Source organism: Streptomyces sp. NPDC048734 (genome assembly GCF_043198675.1).
Classification (GTDB): Bacteria; Actinomycetota; Actinomycetes; order Streptomycetales; family Streptomycetaceae; genus Streptomyces.
In genome coordinates this window covers 940335-965138 of record NZ_JBICUZ010000001.1, presented here as the reverse complement: position 1 = coordinate 965138, position 24804 = coordinate 940335, and the positions used below count along the sequence as shown (strand labels likewise).

The 24804-nt window shown below is 71.4% G+C and carries 23 protein-coding genes and 1 riboswitch; of the genes, 6 read left to right on the top strand and 17 right to left on the bottom strand.

The genetic code is table 11. From position 1 onward, the window contains the following. Nucleotides 1-24: 24 nt before the first annotated feature. Nucleotides 25-1167 (bottom strand): glycosyltransferase family 4 protein, encoded by a 1143-nt coding sequence (locus tag ACGFQC_RS04235; RefSeq protein WP_363087181.1) that lies wholly within the window; start codon nt 1165-1167, stop codon nt 25-27. Nucleotides 1168-1301: 134 nt separating this feature from the next. On the opposite strand from ACGFQC_RS04235, the gene ACGFQC_RS04230 reads away from it, so the two are divergent. Continuing rightward, nucleotides 1302-2528, top strand: a complete 1227-nt coding sequence (locus ACGFQC_RS04230) for a glycosyltransferase 87 family protein (RefSeq protein WP_363087180.1) — start codon at nt 1302-1304, stop codon at nt 2526-2528. A 110-nt stretch (nt 2529-2638) separates the two neighbouring features. Here the strand turns inward: ACGFQC_RS04230 and ACGFQC_RS04225 are convergent, their stop codons facing one another. The 5 genes from ACGFQC_RS04225 to ACGFQC_RS04205 form a co-directional block, all read right to left on the bottom strand. Next, nucleotides 2639-3832 (bottom strand): hypothetical protein, encoded by a 1194-nt coding sequence (locus tag ACGFQC_RS04225; RefSeq protein ID WP_363087179.1) that lies wholly within the window; start codon nt 3830-3832, stop codon nt 2639-2641. 64 nt (nt 3833-3896) lie between these two features. Beyond that, the gene (locus ACGFQC_RS04220; RefSeq protein ID WP_363087178.1) at nt 3897-4916 is read right to left on the bottom strand and encodes an NlpC/P60 family protein; all 1020 of its coding nucleotides are present in this window, start codon (nt 4914-4916) and stop codon (nt 3897-3899) included. A gap of 226 nt (nt 4917-5142) precedes the next feature. Beyond that, entirely contained in the window at nt 5143-6177 is a 1035-nt protein-coding gene (locus ACGFQC_RS04215; protein ID WP_363087177.1) for an NlpC/P60 family protein, read from the bottom strand. A 211-nt stretch (nt 6178-6388) separates the two neighbouring features. Continuing rightward, a complete protein-coding gene (locus ACGFQC_RS04210) occupies nt 6389-7732 on the bottom strand; it encodes an NYN domain-containing protein (protein WP_363087176.1) in 1344 nt (447 codons plus the stop codon). A 71-nt stretch (nt 7733-7803) separates the two neighbouring features. Then, nucleotides 7804-8043, bottom strand: coding sequence for a hypothetical protein (locus ACGFQC_RS04205; RefSeq protein ID WP_073491882.1), 240 nt, complete (start codon nt 8041-8043; stop codon nt 7804-7806). A gap of 171 nt (nt 8044-8214) precedes the next feature. Between ACGFQC_RS04205 and ACGFQC_RS04200 the strand changes: the two genes are divergently transcribed. Beyond that, nucleotides 8215-8928, top strand: a complete 714-nt coding sequence (locus tag ACGFQC_RS04200; RefSeq protein ID WP_363087175.1) for a rhomboid family intramembrane serine protease — start codon at nt 8215-8217, stop codon at nt 8926-8928. A gap of 208 nt (nt 8929-9136) precedes the next feature. Further along, nucleotides 9137-9418: an Lrp/AsnC ligand binding domain-containing protein gene (locus ACGFQC_RS04195; protein ID WP_363087174.1), complete on the top strand. Its 282-nt coding sequence runs from the start codon at nt 9137-9139 to the stop codon at nt 9416-9418. A gap of 36 nt (nt 9419-9454) precedes the next feature. Here the strand turns inward: ACGFQC_RS04195 and ACGFQC_RS04190 are convergent, their stop codons facing one another. The 6 genes from ACGFQC_RS04190 to ACGFQC_RS04165 form a co-directional block, all read right to left on the bottom strand. Beyond that, nucleotides 9455-10816, bottom strand: a complete 1362-nt coding sequence (locus ACGFQC_RS04190; protein ID WP_363087173.1) for an aminotransferase class V-fold PLP-dependent enzyme — start codon at nt 10814-10816, stop codon at nt 9455-9457. 162 nt (nt 10817-10978) lie between these two features. Then, a riboswitch (SAM riboswitch) is annotated at nt 10979-11095 on the bottom strand. Nucleotides 11096-11195: 100 nt separating this feature from the next. Beyond that, nucleotides 11196-12260, bottom strand: a complete 1065-nt coding sequence (trpD, locus tag ACGFQC_RS04185) for an anthranilate phosphoribosyltransferase (RefSeq protein ID WP_363087172.1) — start codon at nt 12258-12260, stop codon at nt 11196-11198. Nucleotides 12261-12399: 139 nt separating this feature from the next. Continuing rightward, nucleotides 12400-14022 (bottom strand): cytochrome bc complex cytochrome b subunit, encoded by a 1623-nt coding sequence (locus tag ACGFQC_RS04180; protein WP_363087171.1) that lies wholly within the window; start codon nt 14020-14022, stop codon nt 12400-12402. Next, the gene (locus tag ACGFQC_RS04175) at nt 14019-15077 is read right to left on the bottom strand and encodes a Rieske 2Fe-2S domain-containing protein (RefSeq protein WP_363087170.1); all 1059 of its coding nucleotides are present in this window, start codon (nt 15075-15077) and stop codon (nt 14019-14021) included. Before ACGFQC_RS04175 ends, ACGFQC_RS04180 begins: the two co-directional genes overlap by 4 nt. Next, nucleotides 15074-15886 carry a c-type cytochrome gene (locus tag ACGFQC_RS04170; protein ID WP_363087169.1) on the bottom strand — a complete coding sequence of 271 codons (813 nt, stop codon included), beginning with the start codon at nt 15884-15886 and terminating at the stop codon, nt 15074-15076. Before ACGFQC_RS04170 ends, ACGFQC_RS04175 begins: the two co-directional genes overlap by 4 nt. Before the next feature lie 65 nt (nt 15887-15951). After that, nucleotides 15952-16572 carry a heme-copper oxidase subunit III gene (locus tag ACGFQC_RS04165; protein ID WP_363087168.1) on the bottom strand — a complete coding sequence of 207 codons (621 nt, stop codon included), beginning with the start codon at nt 16570-16572 and terminating at the stop codon, nt 15952-15954. A 179-nt stretch (nt 16573-16751) separates the two neighbouring features. Here ACGFQC_RS04165 and ACGFQC_RS04160 point away from each other — a divergent pair, with 179 nt between their 5' ends. Then, a complete protein-coding gene (locus ACGFQC_RS04160) occupies nt 16752-17174 on the top strand; it encodes a hypothetical protein (protein WP_363087167.1) in 423 nt (140 codons plus the stop codon). Between the two features lie 13 nt (nt 17175-17187). Here the strand turns inward: ACGFQC_RS04160 and ACGFQC_RS04155 are convergent, their stop codons facing one another. From ACGFQC_RS04155 to coxB, 4 genes are all read right to left on the bottom strand, one after another. Continuing rightward, entirely contained in the window at nt 17188-18444 is a 1257-nt protein-coding gene (locus ACGFQC_RS04155) for an Ig-like domain-containing protein (RefSeq protein ID WP_363087166.1), read from the bottom strand. Nucleotides 18445-18574: 130 nt separating this feature from the next. Then, nucleotides 18575-18973: a cytochrome c oxidase subunit 4 gene (locus tag ACGFQC_RS04150; RefSeq protein WP_363087165.1), complete on the bottom strand. Its 399-nt coding sequence runs from the start codon at nt 18971-18973 to the stop codon at nt 18575-18577. Further along, the gene (ctaD, locus tag ACGFQC_RS04145) at nt 18970-20706 is read right to left on the bottom strand and encodes a cytochrome c oxidase subunit I (RefSeq protein WP_363087164.1); all 1737 of its coding nucleotides are present in this window, start codon (nt 20704-20706) and stop codon (nt 18970-18972) included. The genes ACGFQC_RS04150 and ctaD overlap by 4 nt, the downstream gene beginning before the upstream one ends. Continuing rightward, a complete protein-coding gene (gene coxB, locus ACGFQC_RS04140; protein ID WP_363087163.1) occupies nt 20703-21662 on the bottom strand; it encodes a cytochrome c oxidase subunit II in 960 nt (319 codons plus the stop codon). Before coxB ends, ctaD begins: the two co-directional genes overlap by 4 nt. A gap of 293 nt (nt 21663-21955) precedes the next feature. On the opposite strand from coxB, the gene ACGFQC_RS04135 reads away from it, so the two are divergent. Next, nucleotides 21956-23332: an aminotransferase class V-fold PLP-dependent enzyme gene (locus ACGFQC_RS04135; RefSeq protein WP_363087162.1), complete on the top strand. Its 1377-nt coding sequence runs from the start codon at nt 21956-21958 to the stop codon at nt 23330-23332. An 89-nt stretch (nt 23333-23421) separates the two neighbouring features. Here ACGFQC_RS04135 and ACGFQC_RS04130 read toward each other — a convergent pair whose 3' ends face one another. After that, nucleotides 23422-24396, bottom strand: coding sequence for a carbohydrate kinase family protein (locus ACGFQC_RS04130; RefSeq protein ID WP_363087161.1), 975 nt, complete (start codon nt 24394-24396; stop codon nt 23422-23424). A 129-nt stretch (nt 24397-24525) separates the two neighbouring features. On the opposite strand from ACGFQC_RS04130, the gene ACGFQC_RS04125 reads away from it, so the two are divergent. Then, nucleotides 24526-24735, top strand: a complete 210-nt coding sequence (locus ACGFQC_RS04125; protein WP_363087160.1) for a hypothetical protein — start codon at nt 24526-24528, stop codon at nt 24733-24735. Nucleotides 24736-24804: the final 69 nt, after the last annotated feature.

Sequence of the window (24804 nt, the reverse complement as noted above, 5' to 3'; positions counted from 1 at the left end):
CCGTGACGGGGCGGCGGGGGGTGTCTAGAGCAGTTCCCTCAGCCGCTCCGCCAGCAGGTCCCAGCGCCACTTCTCCTCGACCCAGCGGCGGCCCCGTTCGCCCATGCGGCGGCGCAGTTCGGGATCGGCCAGCAGGGCCGTGACGCGGTCGGCCGTGTCCTCGGGCGAGGTGCCCCGTACGACCCAGCCGGTCTCGCCGTCCAGCACGGCGTCGGGGGCGCCGCCGGAGTCGCCGGCGACGACGGGCAGCCCGGTCGCGGAGGCCTCCAGGTAGACGATGCCGAGGCCCTCGACGTCGAGTCCGCCCCGGCGGGTGCGGCACGGCATGGCGAAGACGTCGCCGGCGCCGTAGTGGGCGGGCAGGTCCGACCAGGGGACGGAGCCGGTGAACCGTACGGAGGCGGCGACCCCCCTCTCGTGGGCCAGGCGGCGCAGGTCCTTCTCGTAGGGTCCGCCGCCGACGACGAGCAGCACGGCCTCCGGCTCGGCGGCGAGGATCCGGGGCATGGCCCGGATCAGCGTGTCCTGGCCCTTGCGCGGCACGAGCCGCGAGACGCACACCACCACCGGGCGGTCGGTGAGTCCGAGGCGGGCGCGCACCAGGTCGCCGCCGGAGCCGGGGTGGAAGGTCTTCTCGTCGACGCCCGGCGGCAGTTGCACCATCCGCGCGGCGGCCTCGGGGCTCAGCGCGGTGGCGATCCGCGAGCGCGTGTACTCGCCGAGGTAGGTGATCGTGTCGGTGGCCTCGCCGATGCGCCCCAGCAGTTGCCGGGCGGCGGGCAGCTGGGCCCAGCCGGCCTCGTGGCCGTGCGTGGTGGCCACCAGTCGCCGGGCGCCGGCCTTCCTGAGCGCGGGAGCCATCAGTCCGAGCGGCGCGGCGGCGCCGAACCACACGGACGTGCACCCGTGTTCGCGCAGCAGCCCGACGGCCCGCCGCGTCGCGCCGGGCGTCGGCAGCAGCATGGTCGTGGAGTCCCGTACGACGGTGAAGGGCTGCTCGGCGTCGAAGGCGGCCGTCGCCTCGGTGCCCTCGCGGCCCCGCTTCCAGGTGGACGCGTAGACGACGACGCGCTCGGGGTCGAGGCGCAGCGCCATGTTGTGCAGGAACGCCTGGATGCCGCCCGGGCGGGGCGGGAAGTCGTTGGTCACGATCAGGGTCTTGTCCATCGTCGCCGACCCTATCCAAACCGTCCCTCACAGCCGCGCCCGGCCGTGCCGCACGGCCCGCGCACAGCCGGGCGGGAGACCATGTGGTCCGCATACCCTGACCAAGAGGACGAACAGGGGCACACGTGGAGTTCATGGACGACAGGCGCTCCCCGGCCGGCCTGACGGGTCTGGCGGCCCTCTGGGGCGTGACCCGGCTCGTGCTGCTGCTGTGCGTGTTCAAGGTGTACGTCTTCCCCGGCCCGGACGTCACCACCGACGTGTCGGTGATCTACCGGGGCTGGTACGACGTGCTGAGCGCCGGGGCCTACCCGCGGGACGACGTGACCTGGCAGTACCCGCCCGCGGCCGCCCTCGCGATCCTCTCCCCCGGTCTGCTGCCCTTCCTGGACTACGCGTCGGCGTTCTTCGTCCTGGCCCTCCTCGCCGATCTCGCCGTCCTGGTGCTGCTGCTGACCGCCGGCCGCTCCCCGCGCGGCGCCCTGGTATGGGTGGCGGGCGTCCCCCTGCTGGGCCCGACGGTGTACGCCCGCTACGACCTGATGGTGACCGCGGTCGCGGTGGCCGCGCTGCTCGCCGGGGTCCGGCATCCCCGGGTCATGGGGGCGCTGGCCGGTCTGGGAGCCCTGCTCAAGGTGTGGCCGGTGCTGCTGCTGGCCGGCGCCGTGCGGCGGCGGGCCTGGGGCGCGGCGGCCGTCACCGTCGGCGCCCTCGCGGCCCTGTTCGCACTGGCCGCGCCCGGCGCCTTCGTCTTCCTCTCCTCCCAGCGGGACCGCGGCACCGAGGTGGAGTCGCTGGGCGCCCTGGTCCTCCACGTCGCCCGGCATGCCGGCTGGAGCGGCGAGGTGCTGCTCAACTACGGCTCGGTGGAGTTCCTCGGCCCGTACGTGGGCGTGGTGAGCAATGCCGCCCTGGGCCTGACGGCGGCCGCGTTCGGCTGGCTGCTGCTGTGGCGGCTGCGGGCGCGGCGGTTCGCGCCGCACACGCTCGCGGACGCCGCCTTCACCGCCGTCCTGCTGTTCACCACCACCAGCCGCGTGATCAGTCCGCAGTACCTGGTGTGGCTGGTCGGTCTGGCCGCCGTCTGCCGGTGCTTCCCGGGCAGCCGGATGGGGCCGCCGACCGTCCTGGTGCTGGCCGCGTCGCCGGTGACGGTGCTGGAGTTTCCCGTCTGGTTCGACCACGTCGTCGCGAGCGACGCCCTCGGGCTCACCCTGCTGTTCCTGCGCAACGGCCTGCTGGTGGCGGCCACGGCCACCGCGGCCGTACGGCTGTGGCGCTCGACGGTGCCGCGGGCCGCCGCCCCGCCCGCCGGACCCGGTCGGGCCGCCCGCGCCGGGCACGCGCCGGTCTCCTCCTGACGCCGGGCACGCGCCGGTCTCCTCCTGACGCCGGGGACGGCCCGCGGGGAGCCGGGCGGGCCCGGCGCGAAGAGGCGACCGGCCGGCCGGGTGACGGGACGCGGCGGCGCTCAGCCCAGCTCGTCGTGGAGGTACCGCCGCCACTCGGCGGTGAAGTCCTCCAGGGTCGTTCCCAGCACGCTCTCCAGCGCCCCCTCGACCGCCCCCGGCCGTTTCCCGTGCCCCCCCACGGCCCGGTAGAAGGCGTGGAGTTCCTCCTCGCCCCATCGCCCGGCGATCACCCGGCAGGCCGTCCAGCCGCCCTCGTAGGCCCGCGCCAGCCGCGCCGCGTCCCCGGCGAAAGCGAAGTCGCCGTCGGACGGCAGCCCGTCCGGCAGGTCACCCGCGCGGACGGCCTTCTGCAGCTCGGGCGCGGCCTCGTCCGGGGTGCGGCCGGTGCCGCGGTAGCCGACCCAGTCGGCGTACCCCTCCGACAGCCACAGCGGGGTCGCCTCATTGGTGTCGGCCCGGGTGGCGACGTGCGTGGTCTCGTGGGTGAGCACCACCTGTCGGCCGACCGGGCCCAGCATGCCGAAGGCGTCCGGGTTGACGATGATCCGGTCGGCCGGCGCGTCGGCCCCACCGCCCGTCTCCCCCGTGGTGACCGCGGCGATCCCGCGGTAGGAGGAGGCGGGCGAGCCGAGCAGCGCCGCCATGCCGTCGAGCGACTCCGGCACGAGGACGACGACCCGCCGGGCCCAGTCGGTGCCCCACGCCTGCGAGACCGCGGGGACGGCCCGGTCGGCCAGCCCCGCGAAGGTCCGCAGCTGCTCGCCGGACCGGCCGACCCCGAGGACGAGGCTGCGGGCGCCCCGGACGGCCGTGACCGTGCCCTGGTCCCACAGCTGCTGGCCGGACTCGCGCGCGGGCTTCTCGGCGGCCACGTTCCACCGCCCGGCGGCGTCGCGGGTCAGCCGCAGGGTGCGCGCCACGGTCACCGGGCCCCGGTCGTGGCCCTCGACGCGGTAGCTCAGCTCCGCGTCGGCCTGGGCCCCGGCCCCGCCGGGCCGGACGGCGGTCACCCGGTAGGACCAGGCGGCCAGCGGCACGGCCCGCAGCCGGGTGTATCCGGCGGGGTCGCCGGTGGCGGCGTAGGCGGTCGCGTCGTGGGCCAGGACGGCGGCGGCCCGCCGGTCCAGCACCCGCTGGACCTCGGCCCTGGCGCCGTCGGTGGCGGGCCGCCCGCCGCAGCCCACGAGCAGGACGAGCAGCAGCACCGCGAGCCCCACGGCTCCGGATCCGCGCGCCCGCCCGTGACCAGCCATCCCCCCGATCGTACGGCGGGCCGTCCCGGGCGGAACCCCGAAGGCGTGGCGCCGACCGCCCCGGTCAGGGCCTCGTCACCGACGACACCGGCATCATCCCGACCGGGTCGTAGCGCACGGGCGCGCCCGGGTGGGGGGCGTGGATGACCTGACCGTTGCCCGCGTACATGCCGACGTGGCTGGCGTCGGAGCGGTAGGTGACGATGTCGCCGGGCCGGGCCTGGGAGAGCGGGACCCGCCGTCCGGCGTGCGCCTGGGCCTGCGAGGTCCGCGGCAGAAAGATCCCGGCCCGCGCGTACGACCACTGCACCAGGCCCGAGCAGTCGAAGCCGGCGGGCCCGTTGGCGCCCCAGACGTACGGTCTGCCGAGTGCGGAGCGGGCGGCGGCCAGAGCGGCGGCCGCGCGGCCCGAGGCGGCGCCGGCGCCCTCGGGACCGGGCGGGCCGGAGCGGCCGGACCGAGCAGCCCGGTCGTAGGCGGCGCGCTCGGCGGACGGGAGGGAGTCCAGCAGCCGCCGGGCGCCGGCGAGCTTCCGCTCGACGGTCCGCTTGTGCTTCTCGACGGCCTCGCGGCTCTTCTCCAGCTCGCCGAGCCTGCGGGTGGCCTCGGCGCGTTCCTGGGTCAGTTCGCGCAGGGCGTGCTGGAGGTCCTTCAGGTCGTCGGCCTGGCGGGCGGTGACGCGGTCGAGGACGGAGGCCCTGTCGAGGTAGTCGGCCGGGTCGTCGGAGAACAGCAGTGCCAGGGACGGGTCGAGTCCGCCGGAGCGGTACTGGGCGCCGGCCAGTGCGCCGAGCCGCTCGCGCAGCACGTTGACGCGCTCCTGCTTGCGGGCGACGCGGTCCTGGGAGTCCCCGACCTGCCGGCGCAGGGTGCCGGCCCGTTCCCCGGCCTCGTTGAAGGCCTCGGTGGCCTTCTCGGCGGCCTCGTAGAGCCGGTCCACCTCGGTCCGGGTGTCCTCGTGCGGGGCGGCCGTGGCCGGTACGGCGGTGGTGGCGACGGCCCCGAGGGCGGCTGCGGCGGCGGACAGGACGCACAGGGCGCCCCGGTCGAACCCGGACGGTGCAAGGCGGCGATGGGACCCCACGGGAAGCCGCGCTCCTTCCTCTGGCGGACAGAGACCGTCCCCCCGGCACGCGTGCCGGGGAAACGCGGCAGACAGTAGCCGCGCGACGGGGGGCCCACCAAAGACCTCGGCGGCGACACAACGTGACACCCCGCCGCTGACGCAGGTCATGGGCGGGGTGCGGGGTCAGTTCACGTCGCGGTGATTCGCCCGTTCGGGCGTCCGGGTGTCGCGGTCGGACGGATGCTCAGATCCGGACGCCGAACTGGTACGGCATGTTGTTGATCGACTCGTAGCGCACGACGGTGCCGGTGCGCGGGGCGTGCAGCACCTGGCCGTTGCCCGCGTAGAAGCCGACGTGGTGCAGGTCGCCGTAGAAGATCACCAGGTCGCCGACCTTGAGGTCGGACTGGGAGTAGATGCGCGTACCGGCGTTCGCCTGGTCCTGCGAGATGCGCGGGATGCTGACGCCGGCCTGGCCGAAGGCCCAGGAGGTCAGGCCCGAGCAGTCGAAGGAGGACGGGCCGGTGGCGCCGTAGACGTAGGGCGAGCCGATCTTGCTCTGGGCGGCCTGGAAGGCGGCCATGGCGCGGCCGGAGGCGGCGCCCGTGTTGCCGAGCTCGACGCGCTCACCGGCGTCACGGCTGGCGCGGGCGTCGGAGGCGGCCAGCGCGGCCTTCTCCTCGGCCGTCAGCGTGTTGAGGAGCTTCTGCGCCTCGGCGAGCTTGGCCTGGACTTCCTTCTTCTTCTTGCCCAGTTCGGTGCGGGTGGAGGCGAGGTCCTCGAGCTTGTCGGAGGCCTCCGCGCGGTCCTGGGCCAGCTCGCGCTGCTTGTCCTGGATCTTCTTCAGCGACTCGACCTGCTGGGCGCTCAGCTGGTCGGCGGCGGACGCCTTGTCCAGGTAGTCGTCCGGGTCCGAGGACAGGAACAGCTGCAGGGAGGAGTCGATGCTGCCGGAGCGGTACTGGGCCGCCGCCGCCTGGCCTATGGACTCGCGCAGCCCGTTCAGCTCTTCCTGGCCGCGGGCGACGTCGTCCTGGATCGTGGAGATCTCCTTCTGGAGCTTCTCCTGCTTCTCCTTGGCCCCGTTGTACTTCTCGGTGGCCTGCTCCGCCTCTTCGTAGAGCTTGTCGACCTTGGACTTGACCTCGTCCTTGCTGGGCTTCTCGCTCGGCGCGGCGTTGGCGGTCTGCGAGGTCAGGGCAACAGCGGCGGCGGCCGCGGTGGTCAGCAAGGTCACGCGCGCGCGACTCGGCTGCTTGGGTCGACGGTGGGACGCCACGGAGAGCGAGCTCCTTCATGTGAGTGATCACTCGTGCGGAGGTTCGAAGGCAGACCCTAGTGACCTTCTTGTGATCACTTCAAATCCTGGAGCCGAAAAAGTCGGTGACGCACCGCATTCTTTACACTCAACCCACATGCGGTGACGCATGATTGACGCTACGTTGCGTGATGATTGCGTCAATTCGGGCATTAAACCTTTACGTTGACCTTCAGGTCAGTCGCTTCAGGAGTACCGCAGAAGCCACAGGCCGGGCCCCCGCCCTGGCCACCCCGTCGGCCACCTCGCGGTCCGTCGAGGCCACGATGACCGGCCGGCCGGGCGGCTCGGCCCGCACCAGCTGGCGGATCAGCTCGTCGGCGGTGATCCCCGGCTTGGAGAACAGCACCCGCACCCCGCGCGGCGGCGCCAGCAGTACCGGCGCGACCAGCTCGGCACCGTCGAAGACGCAGGTGACCTCGGCGCCGGTCTGCGCGGCGAGCGCCGAGAGCTGCCCGAGCAGCCGCAGCCGCTGCTTCTCCAACGGCATCTGCGGATAACCGGTCTTGGTGACGTTGTAGCCGTCGACGACGAGATGCGCCTGCGGCAGCGCCAGCAACTGGTCCAGGATCGCCGGGTCGTTCTCCGACAGCGCGCGGGCCGCGATGTCCTTCGGGGTCATCCGGCCGGGCTCCACCGCGTCGACGGTCTCCGCCGGACGCACCGACACCGGCGGCAGCGCCAGTTCCCGGCGCAGCCCCTGGGCCGATTCCAGCAGGGTGTCCAGCAGCAGCCGTACCCGCATGTCCTCGACGCTGCGCCCCTCGCGGGCCGCCCGCCGGGTGGCCTCCAGCGCGGCCTCCGCCTCGCCGAGCCGCGCCTTGAGCCGCCGCGACTCGCTCTCGGCCGCGGACACCTGCGCCTGCCCCTCGCTCCGTACGGCCTCCATCTCGCCCTGGAGCTTGCGCAGCGCGGCCTCGCCCCGCTTGACGTCGCTGAGGGCCGACCGCAGCTTGCGGTGCAGCGACTCGCCCTCCCGCTTCGCCGCGTCCAGCTCGGCGCGCAGCCGCTCGGTCTCGGTCCGGGTCAGCTCACGGGCCTCGGCGAGCTGCTCGCGCAGCCGCTCCAGCTCCGCCCGGCTCTCCTCGTCGGCCCGCTCGGCGTCCGCCCGCAGGGCCTCCTCGCCGGCGGCGGTGACCAGCTTGACCCAGCCGGTGGGGCGCAGCACGTAGGCCGCGGCGGCCACGTCGAGCGGGTCCGCGGCCGGGGGCGGCGAACCGGAGTCCAGGGCGCCGGCCAGTTCCGGCTGGGCCTCCCTGAACTTCTCCGCGATGCGCTGGCGGAACAGCGGGTCGGTCTCCAGCGCGGCGGCCATCGCGTTGCCCGCGAACTTGGCCCGCCGGTTCGGGGCGAACCGGGCGTACTGCCGCAGCTGGGCGGGCAGTTCGGCGACGGTCAGGCCGCCGAAGCCGTCCGAGACGATCTGCACGACCCGGCGCCGCACCCCGTCGGGCAGCGGACGGTCGAGCACCTCGGCGGCGCCGTCGCCCGGCCCCCCGCCCGTGGTCTCCACCATCCGTCACACCCCAATTCCGTGCGGGGCCCTCCCCCGCTCTCGGCTTCGCCCGAGCGGGGGGACCCCCATCCTCAGGAGCCGGCGCCCGGCCTGTCCACCAGCTCCACCTGATCCACGGCGTTGCACCAACGGCACCGCACCGACTCGATGGTCTCACTGACCACCTCGCGCTCCTCCACCTTCGCCTCACCGGCGAGATCGAGGTGGACGTACTCGACGACCTTCGACGAGCGCGTCACGTCGAACCGCGTGAGGTTGCCGCAGAGAGTGCAGCGCCACCGCGTCGTGGCGGTCGGCAGGGGAACCGTCATCGTGACCGTCCGCTTCCTTCTAGTGTCGGTCTTCCGGGACCGGGGCGCGTCGAAGGCTCCCCGGAGCATGTGGCTCGTAACCCTACGGCCTGGCGGGTCCTCGCCGCCCGTCCGTCCACGGCGGCGAGGCGGTACGGCCCGGTACGTCCCGTTGCGTCATGCTCTGTAGCCATGATCAGCGACTGGAGGAGACCCCTGGGCCGGGCCGTCCGACACCCCGTGGCGCCCGTGACGTACGCGCTGATGGCCCTGTGCTGCCTGATCTTCGTGATCGGTCCGGCCTCGGGCCTCGATCCGGTGTACGGCACCGGCGAGGAGGCGGCGCTCGCGCAACGCGCCTACTTCCGCCGGTGGGGCGTGATCCCCGAGGACGTGTTCGACGGCGCGCCGAGGTCCGCCCTGACGCCCTTCACGGCCCTGTTCGTCCACGGCAGCTGGGTGCACCTGCTGGGCAACATGCTCTTCCTCTACGTCTTCGGGGCGATGACCGAGCACCGGATGGGCCGCGTCGAGTTCACGCTCTTCTACCTCGGCTGCGGCGCCCTGGCGCTGCTGGGGTACGCCGCCGCCAACGCCGACTCCGGGCAGTCCCTGGTCGGGGCCTCCGGGGCGATCTCGGCGGTTCTCGGCGCCTTGCTGTACCTGTTTCCCCGAGCCCGCGTCACCAGTCTCCTGCCGTTCCTCTTCTTCCTGCCGCTGCGCTTCCCGGCCTGGGTCGTGCTGCCCTTCTGGGCGGCGCTGCAATGGGTGGCGGCGGGGCGGGCCGGACCGGGGCCGGGCGTGGCGTACCTGGCGCACCTGGTGGGCTTCGGGCTGGGCTTCGTCTACGCGTGGGCCCGGTTCGCCCGGCCCACCAGTGCCGCGGCAGGCGACGTTCGCCCGTGAAGGAGCGGCGGCCGGTGCGTGCTCCGGGGGTACCCCCGGCCGAAGGCGGGGGGAGTGCCGGCCGGAAGTCCTCGGTACTGGACGCACTCGGACTCTCGGCCGGTGCGGCGAGGGGGCGTGCAGGGCGTCGCGACGGGGCGGACGTCGCCTGCCGCGGCACTAGAGTGAGCAGCAGCCCAGCCCCGGCCCCCGAGGGAGAGAACCAGCCGTGATCACCGCGATCGTCCTCATCAAGACCAGCGTGGACCGGATCCCCGAGATCGCGGAGTCGATCGCTTCGCTGGAGTCCGTGAGCGAGGTGTTCTCCGTGACCGGCACCTACGACCTGATCGCCATGGTGCGGGTGCGGCAGCACGAGGACCTCGCCGACGTGATCCCGGGACGGATCAGCAAGATCCCTGGCGTGGAGGCGACGGACACGCACGTGGCGTTCCGCACCTACTCGCAGCACGACCTCGAGGCCGCGTTCGCCATCGGGCTGGACTCCTGACCGTCCGGCGCACCGCCCGCGGCGGAAAGGCCCCGCCTACACCGCCGGGACGCAGCGGCCGTCCTGCGTGCGGTAGCGCCACTTCGCGCCCTCGGTCACCAGCTCACGCACCGCCGCCACGAAGCGGTCGACGTGCTCGTCGGGGGTGCCCGCGCCGAAGCTCACGCGGATCGCGTTGAGGGACTTCTCGCCCGGGGCCGCCTCGGGGGCGCCGCACTCGCCCTGGCTGTGAGGGGTGCCCCCGAGGAGGGTGCGCACCAGGGGATGGGCGCAGAAGAGGCCGTCGCGGACGCCGATGCCGTACTCGGCGGAGAGCGCGGCGGCGAAGTGGGAGCTGTTCCAGCCCTCCACGACGAAGGAGATCACGCCGACCCGCGGCGCGTCGTCGCCGAAGAGGGACAGGATCCGTACCCCGGGGACCTCCGCGAGGCCGGTGCGGACCTTCTCCACGAGGTGCTGCTCACGGGCCACCAGGGTGTCGAAGCCCGCTTCGGTGAGGGCCTTGCAGGCGGAGGCGATGGCGTAGGCCCCGATGACGTTCGGGGAGCCGGCCTCGTGCCGGGCGGCGCTCTCGTGCCACTCCACGTCCACTCCCCCGTCCGCGCGCCGGGCCACCCTGCGGCTGGCACCGCCACCGGCGAGGTACGGCTCGGCCGCCCGCAGCCAGTCGGCGCGGCCGGCCAGCACGCCGGAGCCGAAGGGGGCGTACAGCTTGTGGCCGGAGAAGGCGACCCAGTCGACGTCGAGGTCGCGGACGGACACCGGGTGGTGGGGGGCGAGCTGGGCGGCGTCCAGGACGATCCGGGCACCGTGGGCGTGGGCCGCGGCGGCCAGTTCGCGTACGGGCCACAACTCGCCGGTGACGTTGGAGGCGCCGGTGACGCAGACCAGGGCCGGGCCGTGCGGTTCCCGGTCGGCGAGGGCCCGCTCCAGGGCGGCGACGGCCTGGAGCGGGGTGCGCGGGGCGTCGAGGCAGGTGACCCGGGCGTCCTTCCAGGGCAGCAGCGCGGCGTGGTGCTCGGTCTCGAAGACGAAGACCTGGCAGTCGGCGGGGAGCGCGGCGGCCAGGAGGTTGAGGGAGTCGGTGGTGGAGCGCGTGAAGACGAGCTGGTCGTCGGGCCGGCAGTCGAGGAACGCGGCGACCGTGCGGCGGGCGTTCTCGAAGAGGTCGGTGGAGAGCTGGGAAAGATGTCCGGCGCCGCGGTGGACGCTGCCGTAGTAGGGGGCGTAGGCGGCCACGTCGTCCCAGACGCGCTGGAGGGCGGGGGCGCTGGCGGCGTAGTCCAGGGCCGCGTAGCCGACCTCGCCGCCGGTGACGAGCGGGACGGTGACGTCCCGTCCCAGAACGGGCAGGGGGGCGCAAAGGGTCGGGGCGGCGGCAGCGGTGGAGACGGACATGGCTGAACTCCCGTGAGAGGCAGGGGGATTCACCACGCGAGCGGCTACGGCTCGAGCGCGGGAAAGGTGAAGGAGGGATGCGGAGGCGGGGCTCTGCGGCCCTATCGCATTCGCTTGCTCACGGAAGGCTCCTCGACGACCAGGACCCCTGGTGCGGTGAGGGGTCCGCGCTTGCCGTGGACCTTTCTGTCCACAGCCTGGTCTTCACCCGGGGCACCCCGCCACGGACGGAGGGTTGCCGGACAGTCGGCCGGGGCCTCATGACTGTCACTCATGACCTGGTACGGCATTCTGCCACACGGTCACCGGCGCGCGAGGCGCGGTCCATGTCCTGAGACACCGGGAGTCCGGACCGCGCCTCGCCGGCCGCTGTCCCGGCTCAGGCGTGGGTGGCCGCCGCCCAGCGCTCCAGCGTCCGCTTCGCCGCCCCCGAGTCGAGGGACTCCGCGGCCCTGGTCATGCCGGCGCGCAGCTGCTCGGCGAGCGGCGCCCCGGTCGGCTCCAGGGCGACCAGGGCGGCCGCCGAGTTCAGCAGGACGGCGTCGCGGACCGGACCCGTCCCGCCGTCCAGCAGCCTGCGCGCCACCTCGGCGTTGTAGGAGGCGTCGGCACCCCGCAGGGCCTCGACGGGAACGAGGTCGAGGCCGACGTCGCGCGGGTCGAAGGACTCCTCGGTCACCTTGCCCTCCCGCACCACCCAGACCCGGGAGGTGGAGGTCGTCGTCAGCTCGTCGAGGCCGTCGTCGCCGCGGAACACCAGCGAGGAGTGGCCTCGTTCGGCGAAGACACCGGCGACGATCGGCGCCATGCGCGGGTCCGCCACACCGACCGCCTGGGCCCGGACCCTGGCCGGGTTGGTCAGCGGGCCGAGGACGTTGAACACCGTGCGGATGCCCAGCTGGCCGCGCGCGGCGCCCGCGTGACGCAGCGCCGGGTGGAACTTGACGGCGAAGCAGAAGGTGATGCCCGCCTCCTCGGCGACCTCGGCCACCCGCCGCGGGGTCAGGTCGAGGCGGACGCCGAGCTTCTCCAGGACGTCCGAGGCGCCGGAGGCGGAGGACGCGGCCCGGTTGCCGTGCTTGACGACCTTGACGCCCGTGCCGGCGACGACGATCGAGGACATCGTGGAGATGTTGACCGTCTTCGCGCCGTCGCCGCCCGTGCCGACGATGTCGACGGCCGGGCCGGGCACCTCGATCACGTTGGCGTGCTCGTACATCGCGCGGACGAGTCCGTTGATCTCCTCGACGGTCTCGCCCTTGGCGCGCAGCGCCACCACGAAGCCGGCGATCTGCGCGTCGGTGGCCTCGCCGCGCATGATCCGGTCCATCGCCCACGCCGTGGCGTCGGCGCTCAGGTCGTGGCCGGACAGCAGGGCGTTCAGCACCTCGGGCCAGGAACGGGCCGCCGCGGTGTCGCCTCCGGCGGGGGTCACAGCGCTCATAAGCCGCTCCTGGGTCAGTGTGGTCCCGCTGCACGGGACGCGCGTCTCGACGGTTCCACCCTATCCAGCCGCGGACAGGGCGAAGGGCCCCGTCCGTACACCGGACGGGGCCCTTCTGGGGTGCGTGGCGACGCAGTGATCAGTGGTGGCCGTGGCCGCTCGTGATCTCCTTGTACTCCTCGACGGTCGGCTTGGGGATCTGGTTCTCCTCGCCGTAGTACGCCTTGCTCAGCTTGGCGCGGACCTTCTCGGTGCGCTTCACCTTGCGCTCGACGCCGTTCTCGTCGACCGTCGGGCCGATCTCGGCGGGCTTGTACTGCTCGTGCGCGGTGAGCGTGTAGAGCGCCTCCTGGCTGAGCGGCTCGTGCACCTCGATGAACTCACCGTGCGGCAGGCGCTTGATGGTGCCGGTCTCGCGACCGTGCAGCACCTTGTCCTTGTCGCGGCGCTGGAGGCCGAGGCAGATCCGCTTGGTGATCACGAAGGCGATGACCGGTCCGGCGAAGAAGCCGATCCGGACGAACCAGGTGACCGCGTTGATCGACAGGTGGAAGTGGGTGGCGAAGATGTCGTTGCCACCACCGATCAGCATGATCAGGTAGCCGGTGACCCAGGCGACACCGAAGGCCGTACGGGTCGGGGCGTTGCGCGGACGGTCCAGGATGTGGTGCTCGCGCTTGTCGCCGGTGATCCAGGACTCGATGAACGGGTACATGGCGATCACACCGAGGAACAGACCGAACAGCACCAGCGGGACGAACACGCCCATGACCAGCGTGTGGCCCCAGAAGTTGATCTCCCAGCCCGGCATCGCGCGGATCAGACCCTCGGCGAAGCCCATGTACCAGTCGGGCTGGGCGCCGGTGGACACCTGGTCCGGACGGTAGGGGCCCAGCACCCAGATCGGGTTGATGGTCGCGATGCCGGCCATGGCCGAGATGGCGCCGAAGACCAGGAAGAAGAAGCCTCCGGCCTTGGCCATGTAGACCGGCAGCAGCGGCATGCCGACGACGTTCTTGTTGGTGCGTCCGGGACCCGCGAACTGGGTGTGCTTGTGGTAGAAGACCAGGATCAGGTGGCCGACCACGAGCCCGAGCATGATGCCCGGCAGCAGCAGGATGTGGATCGAGTAGAACCGCGCGACGAAGTCGCCGCCCGGGAACTCCCCGCCGAACAGGAACATCGAGATGTACGTGCCGACGATCGGCACGGACAGGATCGCACCCTGCGTGAAGCGGACACCGGTGCCGGAGAGCAGGTCGTCCGGGAGCGAGTAGCCGGTGAAACCGGTGAACATGCCCAGGACGAACAGCAGGAAGCCGAACAGCCAGTTGATCTCGCGCGGCTTGCGGAAGGCGCCCGTGAAGAAGACGCGCATCATGTGCACGAACATGCCGGCGAGGAAGATGACCGCGGCCCAGTGGTGGATCTGCCGGATGAGCAGACCACCGCGCACGTCGAAGGAGATGTGCATGGTCGAGTTGAAGGCCTCGGACATCAGCTGGCCCTGCAGCGGGACGTAGCTGCCGTGGTACTCCACCTCGTTCATCGACGGGTGGAAGAACAGCGTCAGGTACACACCCGTGAGGATGATGATGATGAAGCTGTAGAGGCAGATCTCACCGAGCATGAAGGACCAGTGGTCCGGGAAGATCTTGCGCATGTTGGCCTTGGCCAGGGAGTAGATCCCCAGGCGGCCGTCGGCCCAGTCGGCGACCCGCTCGCCCGCGGGTGCCTTGCGGCGGTCGTCCTTGTTGCTCATCCGCGCTCCCAGAAGGCAGGACCGACGGGCTCTTCGAAGTCGCCGAGCGCCTCGAGATAGCCCTCGTCGTTCACGCCGATGCGCAGCTGCGGCAGGGCGTGACCGGCGGGACCGAAGATCACTCGGGCACCGTCGGACAGGTCGAAGGTGGACTGGTGGCAGGGGCACAGCACGTGGTGCGTCTGCTGCTCGTACAGGGAGATCGGGCAACCCACGTGGGTGCAGATCTTCGAGTACGCCACGATGCCCTCGTGCGACCATTCGAGCTCGCGCTTGTCCTTGATGTTGTCCGGCTGGATGCGGACGATCATCAGGGCGGCCTTGGCGATCTCGGTCTGGAAGTCGTGGTCCTCCTCCTCCAGGCCTTCCGGCTTGGCGAAGGTGAGGGAACCGACGGCGACGTCCGAGGGACGCAGCGGCTCGTTGGTGTTCATGTTGACGAGCAGCTTGCCCTTGGCCCACCGCGTGTGCCGCAGCTTGTCCTCGGGCAGCGGACCGAGGTCGCGCAGCAGGACGACGCCGGAGAGCGGGAACAGGGCCAGCGCACCGAACATCGTGTTGCGGATGAGCTTGCGGCGGCCCAGCGCGGACTCCCTGGCACCGTCCCGGAAGTCGGCCATGACCTTGGCCTTGACCTCGGGCGCCGCCTCGATCGGGTGCCGCTCGTCGGCGATCTCCACGTCGGACATCAGGGTGCGGGCCCAGTGGACCGCGCCCGCGCCGATGCAGAACAGGGCCGCGCCGAGCGTCATACCGAGCGCGAAGTTCAGCGCGCTGATGTGGCCGAGCGGGAAGATGAAGACCGACTTGTCGTGCGGGATCGCCACGTAGGAGGCGATGAAGCCGACGGTGGCCAGCATCGACAGCGTGAACAGGAAGGCGACCGCACGCTCGGACCGCTTGGCGGCCCGCTCGTCGATGTCCTGCACACGGTGCTCGTGCGGCGGCAGCCCGGGGTCGGCGAACGGGTGCTTCTCGTCCGCGACGTCCACGGCTCCGTGGGCGTGATCCTGCTCAGCGGGCAGGTTCTCTTCTGGGATGTCTTGGCTACTCATGACTTCCTGGCCTTTGCGGTCCGGGCGGCGACCCACACGGCGACGGCGATCAGCCCGCCGAGACCGAAGATCCAGCCGAAGAGGCCCTCGCTGACCGGCCCGAGGCCGCCCAGCTCAAGACCGCCGGGGCTCTCCGTGTCGGAGCTGTTGACCGCGTCCAGGTACGCGATGATGTCCTTCTTGTTCTGCTCCGACATGGTGGTGTCGGGGAAGGAGGGCATGTTCTGCGGGCCCGTCTGCATGGCCTCGTAGATGTGCTTCGGGTCCACGCCCTCCAGCGAAGGCGCGTACTTGCCCCGGGTCAGGGCGCCGCCCTTGCCGGTGAAGTTGTGGCACTGGGCGCAGTTGTTGCGGAACAGCTCACCACCCTCGGCGATGTCCGCGCCCTCGGGACCGTACTGGGCCTCGGTGGGGACGGCCGGGCCGGCGCCGAGCGAGGCGATGTACGCGGCGAGCTGGTCGATCTCGGCCTGCGTGTAGATGTTCTTCTTCTTGGGCACCTGGGCGCCCTGGGAGGTCGCGGCCGGCATCCGGCCGGTGGCGACCTGGAAGTCGACGGACGCGGCGCCCACGCCGACCAGGCTCGGACCGTCGGAGGTGCCCTGACCGCCGGTGCCGTGGCAGCTGGCGCAGCCGACGGCGTAGAGCTTCTTGCCCTCTTCGATGGCGAGGGACTGTGCGGTTTCGTCTGCCTGCGCCTTGCTCGCGGGTGCGAACGCGGCGTACAGCCCCCCGGTGCATGCCAGCGCGAGGAGTAGGACGACGAGCGCCGCCATCGGATGGCGTCGTCGTGCGGAGAGCTTTTTCACGGATTACCCCGGTGTCAGGATCTTCTGCGTCGATGCTTCTGGGACGGGTGCGGGATCGGGCCCGGCTACTTGATCAGGTAGATCGTGGCGAAGAGGCCGATCCAGACGACATCGACGAAGTGCCAGTAGTAGGACACGACGATGGCCGCGGTCGCCTGTTCGTGGGTGAACCTCTTCGCCGCGTAGGTGCGGCCGAGGACGAACAGGAAGGCGATGAGGCCACCCGTCACGTGCAGGCCGTGGAACCCGGTGGTCAGGTAGAACACCGAGCCGTACGGGTCGGAGGAGAGCGAGAGCCCGTCCTTCTTGACCAGCTCGGTGTACTCGTACACCTGACCGCCGATGAAGATCGCACCCATCACGAAGGTGACGATGAACCACATTCTGAGCTTCTTCACGTCACCGCGCTCGGCGGCGAAGACGCCGAGCTGGCAGGTGAGGGAGGAGAGCACCAGGATCGTGGTGTTCGTCGCCGAGAACGGAAGGTTCAGCGCGTGCGCCATTTCCTTCCAGTGATCGGGACCCGTCACCGATCGCAGGGTGAAGTACATCGCGAAGAGGGCCGCGAAGAACATCAGCTCGGAACTCAGCCAGATGATGGTTCCGACGCTGGTGAGGTTCGGCCGATTGACCGACGGGTGCGCGTGCCCGGTGTCTACTGTCGTTGCTGTCGCCACGACCGACATTATGTCGGTCGCTTATCCCGCCCTCACTCCGGGGGGTGCCGTTCGGAGTGTTCGCACCCCGTGTACTGCCCGTATGGCCCATCGCAGGCATGTTCCAACAGGTGTTGACGAGGTGTCCGGGGGAGTAGCATCCGCCCCATCGGTACCCCGAAGTTCCACTCCAATGACGCGGAGGAACCATGCAGGCGACCGCCACGGTGCTGGTCTACAGCGACGACGCCAACACCAGGGAGCAGGTGCGGCTGGCCGCCGGCCGGCGGCCGGCCCCGGACGCGCCCCTGGTCGAGTTCCTGGAGTGCGCGACGCCCGCCGCCGTGCTGACGGAGCTGGACCGGGGCGGGATCGACGTGTGTGTGCTGGACGGCGAGGCCGTGCCCATGGGCGGCATGGGGCTGTGCCGGCAGATCAAGGACGAGGTGTTCCGCTGCCCGCCGGTGCTGCTGCTCATCGGGCGCCCGCAGGACGCGTGGCTGGCGACCTGGAGCCGCGCCGACGCGGCCGTGACGCTGCCGGTGGACCCCGTGGAGCTCGCGGAGGCCCTGGCGTCCCTGCTGCGCCGCCGGAGCCTCGTGGGCGCGTCCGAGGGCCCTGCCGGGACCTGAGCGCCGGGGCGCGCTAGACGGCCGTCGGCCGGAGCCTCGAGGTGTCCTCCTGGGTTTTCTGCGTGCCGGCGGCCAGGGCGCTGCCCTCGCGCCACTCCTTCCAGTCCAGGTTCCAGTCGCCGAAACCGTTGCCGAAGGCCTCCATCGTGTCGCCGTCGCTGTTGACGACCTGGACGACGTCGCCCTCACGGACGTTCTCGAAGAACCACTCGGCGTTCGCGGTGCTCATGCCCACGCAGCCGTGGCTGACGTTGGCGGAGCCCTGGGAGCCGACCGACCAGGGGGCGGCGTGGACGTACTCGCCGCTCCAGGTGACGCGGGTGGCGTAGTACACGGGCAGGTCGTACGACTCCGAGGAGCCCTCGGCGATGCCGACGGTGGTGCCGCGCATGCGTACGAAGTACTCCTTGCCCAGGACGACCTTGACGCCGTTGCGGGTCTCGAAGCCGGGCTTTCCGGTGGTGACGGGGATCTCCTTCACCTCCTCACCGTTGCGGTACAGCGTGAGGGAGTGCGCGGAGGCGTCGGTGACGGCGACGACGCGGTCGCCGATGGTGAAGGTGACGCCCTTCGACCTGCCGCCCCAGAGCCGGTCTCCGACCTTGATGCCGTCGAGGCTGCTGCGGACGCGGACGGTGGCGTGGGCGGGCCAGTAGTCCCTCGGGCGGTAGTGCAGCGTCTTGTCGTCCACCCAGTGCCAGCCGCCCTGGACGGAGGGCCTGGCGTCGACCTTCAGGGCGCGTTCCACGACGGCCCGCTGGGCGGGGTCCTTGACCGGCCGGTTCAGTTCGGCGGTGACGGGCCGTCCGACGCCGTAGGTGCCCGTGCCGGGGCCGAAGGTGACGGTCAGCCGCTTCTTGGCGGCGGGTGTGCCGGTGTCGAAGGTGAGGACCCGGCGGCCGGGGGCGCCGTCCTCGTCCTCGGTGCTCACCCGGACCGTGTAGCGGGCGCCTGCGGCGAGCGGCTCGGTGCTGTGCCAGCGACGGCCGTCGGCGGCGAGTTCGCCCGCCACGTGGCGGCCCGTGGCGTCCTGGGCGGTGACGTCGGTGATCCGCTCGCCGGAGTCCTCCGCCCTGATCTCCAGGGGCTTGTCCGGGTCGGCCTTCTCGGCGTCGCCGCGGGGGACGTTGAACGAGATCCGGTCCGTCGCGTCGTACGGGCGTGAGGCGAGCGGGTTGCCGTCCGAGCCGCAGGCGGTTGCGCCCGCGACCAGGGCGATCACCAGCAGCGTGCAGCTGACGACGGTGCGGGGGCGGGGTTCGTGGCTCATGGCTTCACGCTAGGGAGCGGCGTCAACCACGGCACGCTGGGTGACACGGACGGGCGATACCGATTACGGCAAAAGCAGGAGCCCGGACCCTCCTCACGGAGTGTCCGGGCTCTGCCGCGCGCGGCGCGTGCTACTGGGTGCGGTTCTCCCCGCGGTAGTACTCGAAGACCCAGCCCCACAGGCCGATGAGGATCAGCGGGGCGGAGAAGTAGAGCAGCCACCAGCCGACCGCGACCCCCAGGAAGGCGAGGGCGCCGCCGATGGCCAGGGAGAGCGGCTGCCAGCTGTGCGGGCTGAAGAAGCCCAGCTCGCCGGCGTCGTCCGCGACGTCCGCCTCCTTGTTGTCCTGGGCACCGGTGTCGACCCGCTTGGCGGTGAAGCCCAGGTAGAAGCCGACCATGATGGACAGGCCGAAGGCCAGGAAGAGGGCCGTCGTGCCGGCCGGCTCCTTGGACCAGACGCCGTAGACGGTCGCCATGACGAGCAGGAAGACGCTCAGCCAGATGAACATCTTGCCCTGGATCTTCACTTGCCGGCCTCCTTGCTGCCCGCGACGGCGGCGGCGCCGTGACCGGCGTGCTCCAGCTGCTCGAGCGCTGCGATCTCCGGGTGGTGCAGGTCGAACGCCGGGGATTCACTGCGGATCCGCGGCAGGGTGAGGAAGTTGTGCCGCGGCGGCGGGCAGGAGGTCGCCCACTCCAGGGAGCGGCCGTAGCCCCACGGGTCGTCGACCTGGACCGGCTTGCCGTACTTGGCGGTCTTCCACACGTTGTAGAAGAACGGCAGGACGGACAGGCCGAGCACGAACGAGCTGATCGTCGAGATCGTGTTCAGGGCCGTGAAGCCGTCGGCGGCCAGGTAGTCCGCGTAGCGGCGCGGCATGCCCTCGGCGCCCAGCCAGTGCTGGACCAGGAACGTGCCGTGGAAGCCGGCGAACAGCGTCCAGAAGGTGATCTTGCCGAGGCGCTCGTCGAGCATCTTGCCGGTGAACTTCGGCCACCAGAAGTGGAAGCCGGAGAACATCGCGAAGACGACGGTGCCGAAGACGACGTAGTGGAAGTGCGCCACCACGAAGTACGAGTCCGAGACGTGGAAGTCCATGGGCGGCGAGGCCAGGATGACACCGGTCAGACCACCGAAGGTGAAGGTGATCAGGAAGCCGGCCGCCCACAGCATCGGGGTCTCGAAGCTCAGCGACCCCTTCCACATCGTCCCGATCCAGTTGAAGAACTTCACGCCCGTCGGGACGGCGATGAGGAACGTCATGAAGGAGAAGAACGGGAGCAGGACGCCACCGGTGACGTACATGTGGTGGGCCCACACCGTCACGGACAGACCGGCGATCGAGATGGTCGCGGCGATCAGGCCCATGTAGCCGAACATCGGCTTGCGGGAGAACACGGGGATCACTTCGGAGATGATCCCGAAGAACGGCAGGGCGATGATGTACACCTCTGGGTGGCCGAAGAACCAGAAGAGGTGCTGCCACAGCAGCGCGCCGCCGTTGGCCGAGTCGAAGATGTGGGCGCCGAACTTGCGGTCCGCCTCCAGGGCGAACAGCGCCGCCGCGAGGACCGGGAAGGCCAGCAGGACCAGGACACCGGTCAGCAGGACGTTCCAGGTGAAGATCGGCATGCGGAACATGGTCATGCCCGGTGCGCGCATGCAGATGATCGTGGTGATGAAGTTGACCGAGCCGAGGATCGTGCCGAAGCCGGAGAAGGCCAGGCCCATGATCCACATGTCGGCGCCGATGCCCGGGCTGCGGACCGCGTCCGACAGCGGGGAGTAGGCGAACCAGCCGAAGTCGGCCGCACCCGCGGGGGTGAGGAAACCGGCCACGGCGATCAGCGAGCCGAACAGGTACAGCCAGTAGGCGAACATGTTCAGCCGCGGGAAGGCGACGTCGGGGGCACCGATCTGGAGCGGCATGATCCAGTTGGCGAAGCCGGCGAACAGCGGCGTCGCGAACATCAGCAGCATGATCGTGCCGTGCATCGTGAACGCCTGGTTGAACTGCTCGTTCGACATGATCTGCAGGCCCGGACGGGCCAGCTCGGCGCGCATGACGAGCGCCATCACGCCACCGATGCAGAAGAACACGAACGACGTCACGAGGTACAGCGTGCCGATCGTCTTGTGGTCCGTCGTGGTGAGCCACTTGACGGCGACTTCGCCGCGGCGCTGGCGCCGGACCGGCAGCTCGTCCTCATAGTGGGACCCTGCTGCGGCGGCACCCTGGGGTTCGTTGAGGATGCTCACAGGATGTTCGACTCCCGGTTCTTCTCGGGGCTCGTCTGCTCGATGCCGGCCGGAACGTAACCGGTCTGCCCCTTCTTGGCGAGGTCCTTCAGGTGCTGCTCGTAGCGCTCGGGGGAGACGACCTTCACGTTGAACAGCATCCGGGAGTGGTCGACGCCGCACAGCTCGGCGCACTTGCCCAGGAAGGTGCCCTGCTTGTTGGGGGTCACCTGGAAGGCGTTGGTGTGGCCCGGGATGACGTCCTGCTTCATCAGGAACGGCACCACCCAGAAGGAGTGGATGACGTCACGCGAGGTGAGGACGAAGCGGACCGTCTTGCCCTCGGGGAGCCAGAGGGTCGGGCCGGGGTTGTTGGTCTGCGGGTTCCGCTCACCGGGGGTGCCGCAGGTGTAGACACCGCCCGCGTCGGCCGGGAAGTCCTTCTTGTACCGGTCCGGGATCGCGGCCAGGTTCTTGTCGGACTTCGCGTCACCGGTGGAACCGTCGACGCTCTCGATGTAGTTGAAGCACCAGCTCCACTGGAAGCCGACCACGTTGACCGTGACGTCGGGCTTCTTCTCGAGGCTGAGCAGCTTCGATTCGTCGCGGGCGGTGAAGTAGAAGAGGACCGAGACGATGATGATCGGGACCACCGTGTACAGGGCCTCGATGGGCATGTTGTACCGGGTCTGCGGAGGTACCTCGACCTTGGTGCGGCTGCGCCGGTGGAAGAAAGCACTCCACAGGATCAGGCCCCACACCAGCACGCCGGTGGCCAGCGCGGCAGCCCATGAGCCCTGCCACAGGGAGAGGATCCGCGGAGCCTCTTCCGTGGTCGGGGTGGGCATGCCAAGGCGGGGGAAGTCCTCGTATGTGCAACCGGTTGCGGTCGCAAGGACCAGGCCCGCGGTCAGTGCCTGCAGCAGCTTCCGCCGCATCGGGCGCCGCGGCGAGCGGTCGGAGCCGTTGGGACTCACGTAGCGCCTTCCCGAGAGTCTCGCCCGCGCGGTCGGCTGCGGCCTTCTCGCTGGTAGGTCGCCGCCCTGCGTCGGGCAGGGGTTTGGATGTTTATGCGGACCAAACCCTACTGGACGCGTTTTGGGGTCGCGCGGGGAGGGGTGGGCAACGCGCCGGGGGTCACGCCCAGGGGTGGGAGAGGGCCCCTAATCGCTCGGGGATGCGGCCTGTTGGACGTGTGCGTGCGGGTTTGTGGCCGCTCGCGCCGTTCCCCGGACCGTCGTCCCGCTCCCCCGCGCTCTACCGTTGCCGTGTGCCCTACTTCGACGCCGCCTCCGCCGCCCCGCTCCATCCCGTGGCCCGTCAGGCCCTGTTGGCCTCGCTCGACGAGGGCTGGGCCGATCCCGCCCGGCTCCACCGGGAGGGCCGCCGGGCCCGGCTGCTGCTGGACGCGGCCCGTGAGGCCGCGGCGGAGGCGGTGGGGTGCCGGCCCGACGAGGTGGTGTTCACCCCGTCCGGGACGCGCGCCGTGCACAGTGGTGTCGCGGGCGCGCTGGCGGGCCGACGGCGCGCCGGACGCCACCTGATCGTGTCAGCGGTCGAACACTCCTGCGTGCTCCATTCGGCCGAGGTCTTCGAGTCGGCCGGCGGGACGGTGACCCGGGTGCCGGTGCTGCGGTCCGGCGCGGTGACCCCCGCGTCGTACGCCGGGGCGCTGCGGCCGGACACCGCGCTCGCCTGTCTGCAGTCGGCCAACCACGAGGTGGGGACCGAGCAGCCGGTGGCGGAGGTGGCCGAGGCGTGCCGGGAGGCGGGGGTGCCGTTGTTCGTCGACGCGGCCCAGTCGCTCGGGTGGGGGCCGGTGGCGGGGCCGTGGTCGCTGCTGGCGGCGAGCGCGCACAAGTGGGGCGGGCCGTCGGGGGTGGGACTGCTGGTGGTGCGCAAGGGGGTGCGGTTCGCTCCTCAAGGGCCCGCCGACGAGCGGGAGTCGGGGCGCGCGGCCGGGTTCGAGAACATCCCGGCGATCGTGGCCGCGGTGGCGTCGCTGCGGGCGGTGCGGACGGAGGCGGCGGCCGAGGCGGCGCGGCTGCGGGAGTTGACCGGGCGGATCCGGGCCGGGGTGGCGCGGGCCGTGCCGGACGTGGAGGTGGTGGGTGACGCGGAGCGGCGGCTGCCCGGGATCGTCACCTTCTCCTGTCTCTATGTCGACGGGGAGACACTGCTGCACGAGCTGGACCGGGAGGGGTTCTCCGTCTCCTCCGGTTCGTCCTGCACGAGCAGCACGCTCACGCCGAGTCATGTGCTCAGGGCGATGGGGGTGCTGAGCGAGGGCAACGTGCGGGTGTCGCTGCCGCCGGGGACGGCCGGGGAGGACGTGGAACGGTTCCTCGCCGTGCTGCCGGGCGCGGTGGCGGGGGTGCGGGACAAGCTCGGGGCGCCCGCGCCGACGGCCGTCACGGGGGAGGACGAGCTGGTCGTCGACGCCCTCGGCAAGCTCTGCCCGATCCCCGTCATCGAACTGGCGAAGGTCATCGGCGACGTGCCGGTCGGCGGCACCGTGCGGATCCTGGCCGACGACGAGGCGGCGCGGCTCGACATCCCCGCCTGGTGCCAGATGCGGGGGCAGGAGTACGTCGGCGAGGAGCCGGCGGACCGGGGCTCCGCCCATCTGGTCCGCCGGCTCGTCTGAGTCGGCGCGGAGTCGTCCGAGCGGACCCGGAGCCGGTTCCGAGTCTGCTCCGGGTCGTCCGGGCGGGCCGGGGTGCCGGTCCGCCCGGGTCAGCTCAGGTGCTTCTGGACCTCGGCGGCGGCCTCGTCGCCGTACGCCTTCGCGAAGCGGTCCATGAAGTGGGCGCGGCGGAGCTGGTACTCCTGGGTGCCGATGGTCTCGATGACCAGGGTGGCGAGCATGCAGCCGATCTGGGCGGCGCGCTCCAGGGAGACGTCCCACGCCAGGCCGGAGAGGAAGCCGGCGCGGAAGGCGTCGCCGACGCCGGTGGGCTCGGCCTTGCGCTCCTCCTGCGGGCAGCCGACCTCGATCGGCTCCTCGCCGGCCCGCTCGACGCGCACGCCGCGCGCGCCGAGGGTGGTGACGCGGTGGCCGACCTTGCCGAGGATCTCCTCGTCGCTCCAGCCGGTCTTGGACTCGATGAGTCCCTTCTCGTACTCGTTGGAGAAGAGGTACGTCGCCCCGTCCAGCAGGATGCGGATCTCCTCGCCGCCCATGCGGGCGATCTGCTGGGAGAAGTCGGCGGCGAAGGGGATGTCCCGGGAGCGGCACTCCTCCGTGTGGCGCAGCATCGCCTCGGGGTCGTCGGCGCCGATCAGGACCAGGTCCAGGCCGCCGACGCGGTCGGCGACGGTCTTCAGCTCGATGAGGCGGGCCTCGCTCATCGCGCCCGTGTAGAAGGAACCGATCTGGTTGTGGTCGGAGTCCGTGGTGCACACGAAGCGGGCGGTGTGCAGGGTCTCGGAGATGCGGACCGAGGCGGTGTCGACGCCGTGCCGGTCCAGCCAGGCCCGGTACTCGTCGAAGTCGGAGCCGGCGGCGCCGACCAGGATGGGCTTCGTGCCGAGCTGCCCCATGCCGAAGGCGATGTTCGCGCCCACCCCTCCGCGCCGTACGTCCAGCTTGTCGACCAGGAAGGAGAGCGAGACCGTGTGGAGCTGGTCCGCGACGAGCTGGTCGGCGAAGCGGCCGGGGAACGTCATGAGGTGGTCGGTTGCGATGGAGCCGGTGACTGCGATGCGCACGGCGTGGACTCTCCTGTGGGAGGGGGATTGACAGTTCACGCTACCCGGTCGACCGCGACCGTTGAAGCGGATGAAACTACCCGATAGTAGATCTTTCTTCGCGGCCCCACCCGTGCGTACGGTGCCGTTATGACGAACCTCAAGGTCCACGCGCCCGCTCCGGCCGATCTCGAAGGCGACCTGGCGTCGCTGCGGGGCGACTGCGCCCGGATGGCACCGCACTGGGCCGCCCCGGAGAAGCGTGTCGCCCGTCCGGTGCCGCTGTCCCTGATCCACGGCGTGACCGTTCCCGCGAACGCGGCCCGACTGCTGGAGGCGATGCCGGAGTACGGCAACTGACGCGGGCCTTCTGCGGGCCCTTCTTTCGGCCGGGGCGCGAGCAGGGGAACCGTGCGCTCCCCCGCTGCG

Excerpts from the sequence above, each read along its gene's own strand:
- ACGFQC_RS04235 (WP_363087181.1), bottom strand. The coding sequence starts at position 1,167 with ATGGACAAGACCCTGATCGTGACCAACGACTTCCCGCCCCGCCCGGGC.
- ACGFQC_RS04230 (WP_363087180.1), top strand. The coding sequence starts at position 1,302 with ATGGACGACAGGCGCTCCCCGGCCGGCCTGACGGGTCTGGCGGCCCTC.
- ACGFQC_RS04225 (WP_363087179.1), bottom strand. The coding sequence starts at position 3,832 with ATGGCTGGTCACGGGCGGGCGCGCGGATCCGGAGCCGTGGGGCTCGCG.
- ACGFQC_RS04210 (WP_363087176.1), bottom strand. The coding sequence starts at position 7,732 with ATGGTGGAGACCACGGGCGGGGGGCCGGGCGACGGCGCCGCCGAGGTG.
- ACGFQC_RS04205 (WP_073491882.1), bottom strand. The coding sequence starts at position 8,043 with ATGACGGTTCCCCTGCCGACCGCCACGACGCGGTGGCGCTGCACTCTC.
- ACGFQC_RS04200 (WP_363087175.1), top strand. The coding sequence starts at position 8,215 with ATGATCAGCGACTGGAGGAGACCCCTGGGCCGGGCCGTCCGACACCCC.
- ACGFQC_RS04190 (WP_363087173.1), bottom strand. The coding sequence starts at position 10,816 with ATGTCCGTCTCCACCGCTGCCGCCGCCCCGACCCTTTGCGCCCCCCTG.
- trpD (WP_363087172.1), bottom strand. The coding sequence starts at position 12,260 with ATGAGCGCTGTGACCCCCGCCGGAGGCGACACCGCGGCGGCCCGTTCC.
- ACGFQC_RS04180 (WP_363087171.1), bottom strand. The coding sequence starts at position 14,022 with ATGAGCAACAAGGACGACCGCCGCAAGGCACCCGCGGGCGAGCGGGTC.
- ACGFQC_RS04175 (WP_363087170.1), bottom strand. The coding sequence starts at position 15,077 with ATGAGTAGCCAAGACATCCCAGAAGAGAACCTGCCCGCTGAGCAGGAT.
- ACGFQC_RS04165 (WP_363087168.1), bottom strand. The coding sequence starts at position 16,572 with ATGTCGGTCGTGGCGACAGCAACGACAGTAGACACCGGGCACGCGCAC.
- ACGFQC_RS04160 (WP_363087167.1), top strand. The coding sequence starts at position 16,752 with ATGCAGGCGACCGCCACGGTGCTGGTCTACAGCGACGACGCCAACACC.
- ACGFQC_RS04155 (WP_363087166.1), bottom strand. The coding sequence starts at position 18,444 with ATGAGCCACGAACCCCGCCCCCGCACCGTCGTCAGCTGCACGCTGCTG.
- ACGFQC_RS04125 (WP_363087160.1), top strand. The coding sequence starts at position 24,526 with ATGACGAACCTCAAGGTCCACGCGCCCGCTCCGGCCGATCTCGAAGGC.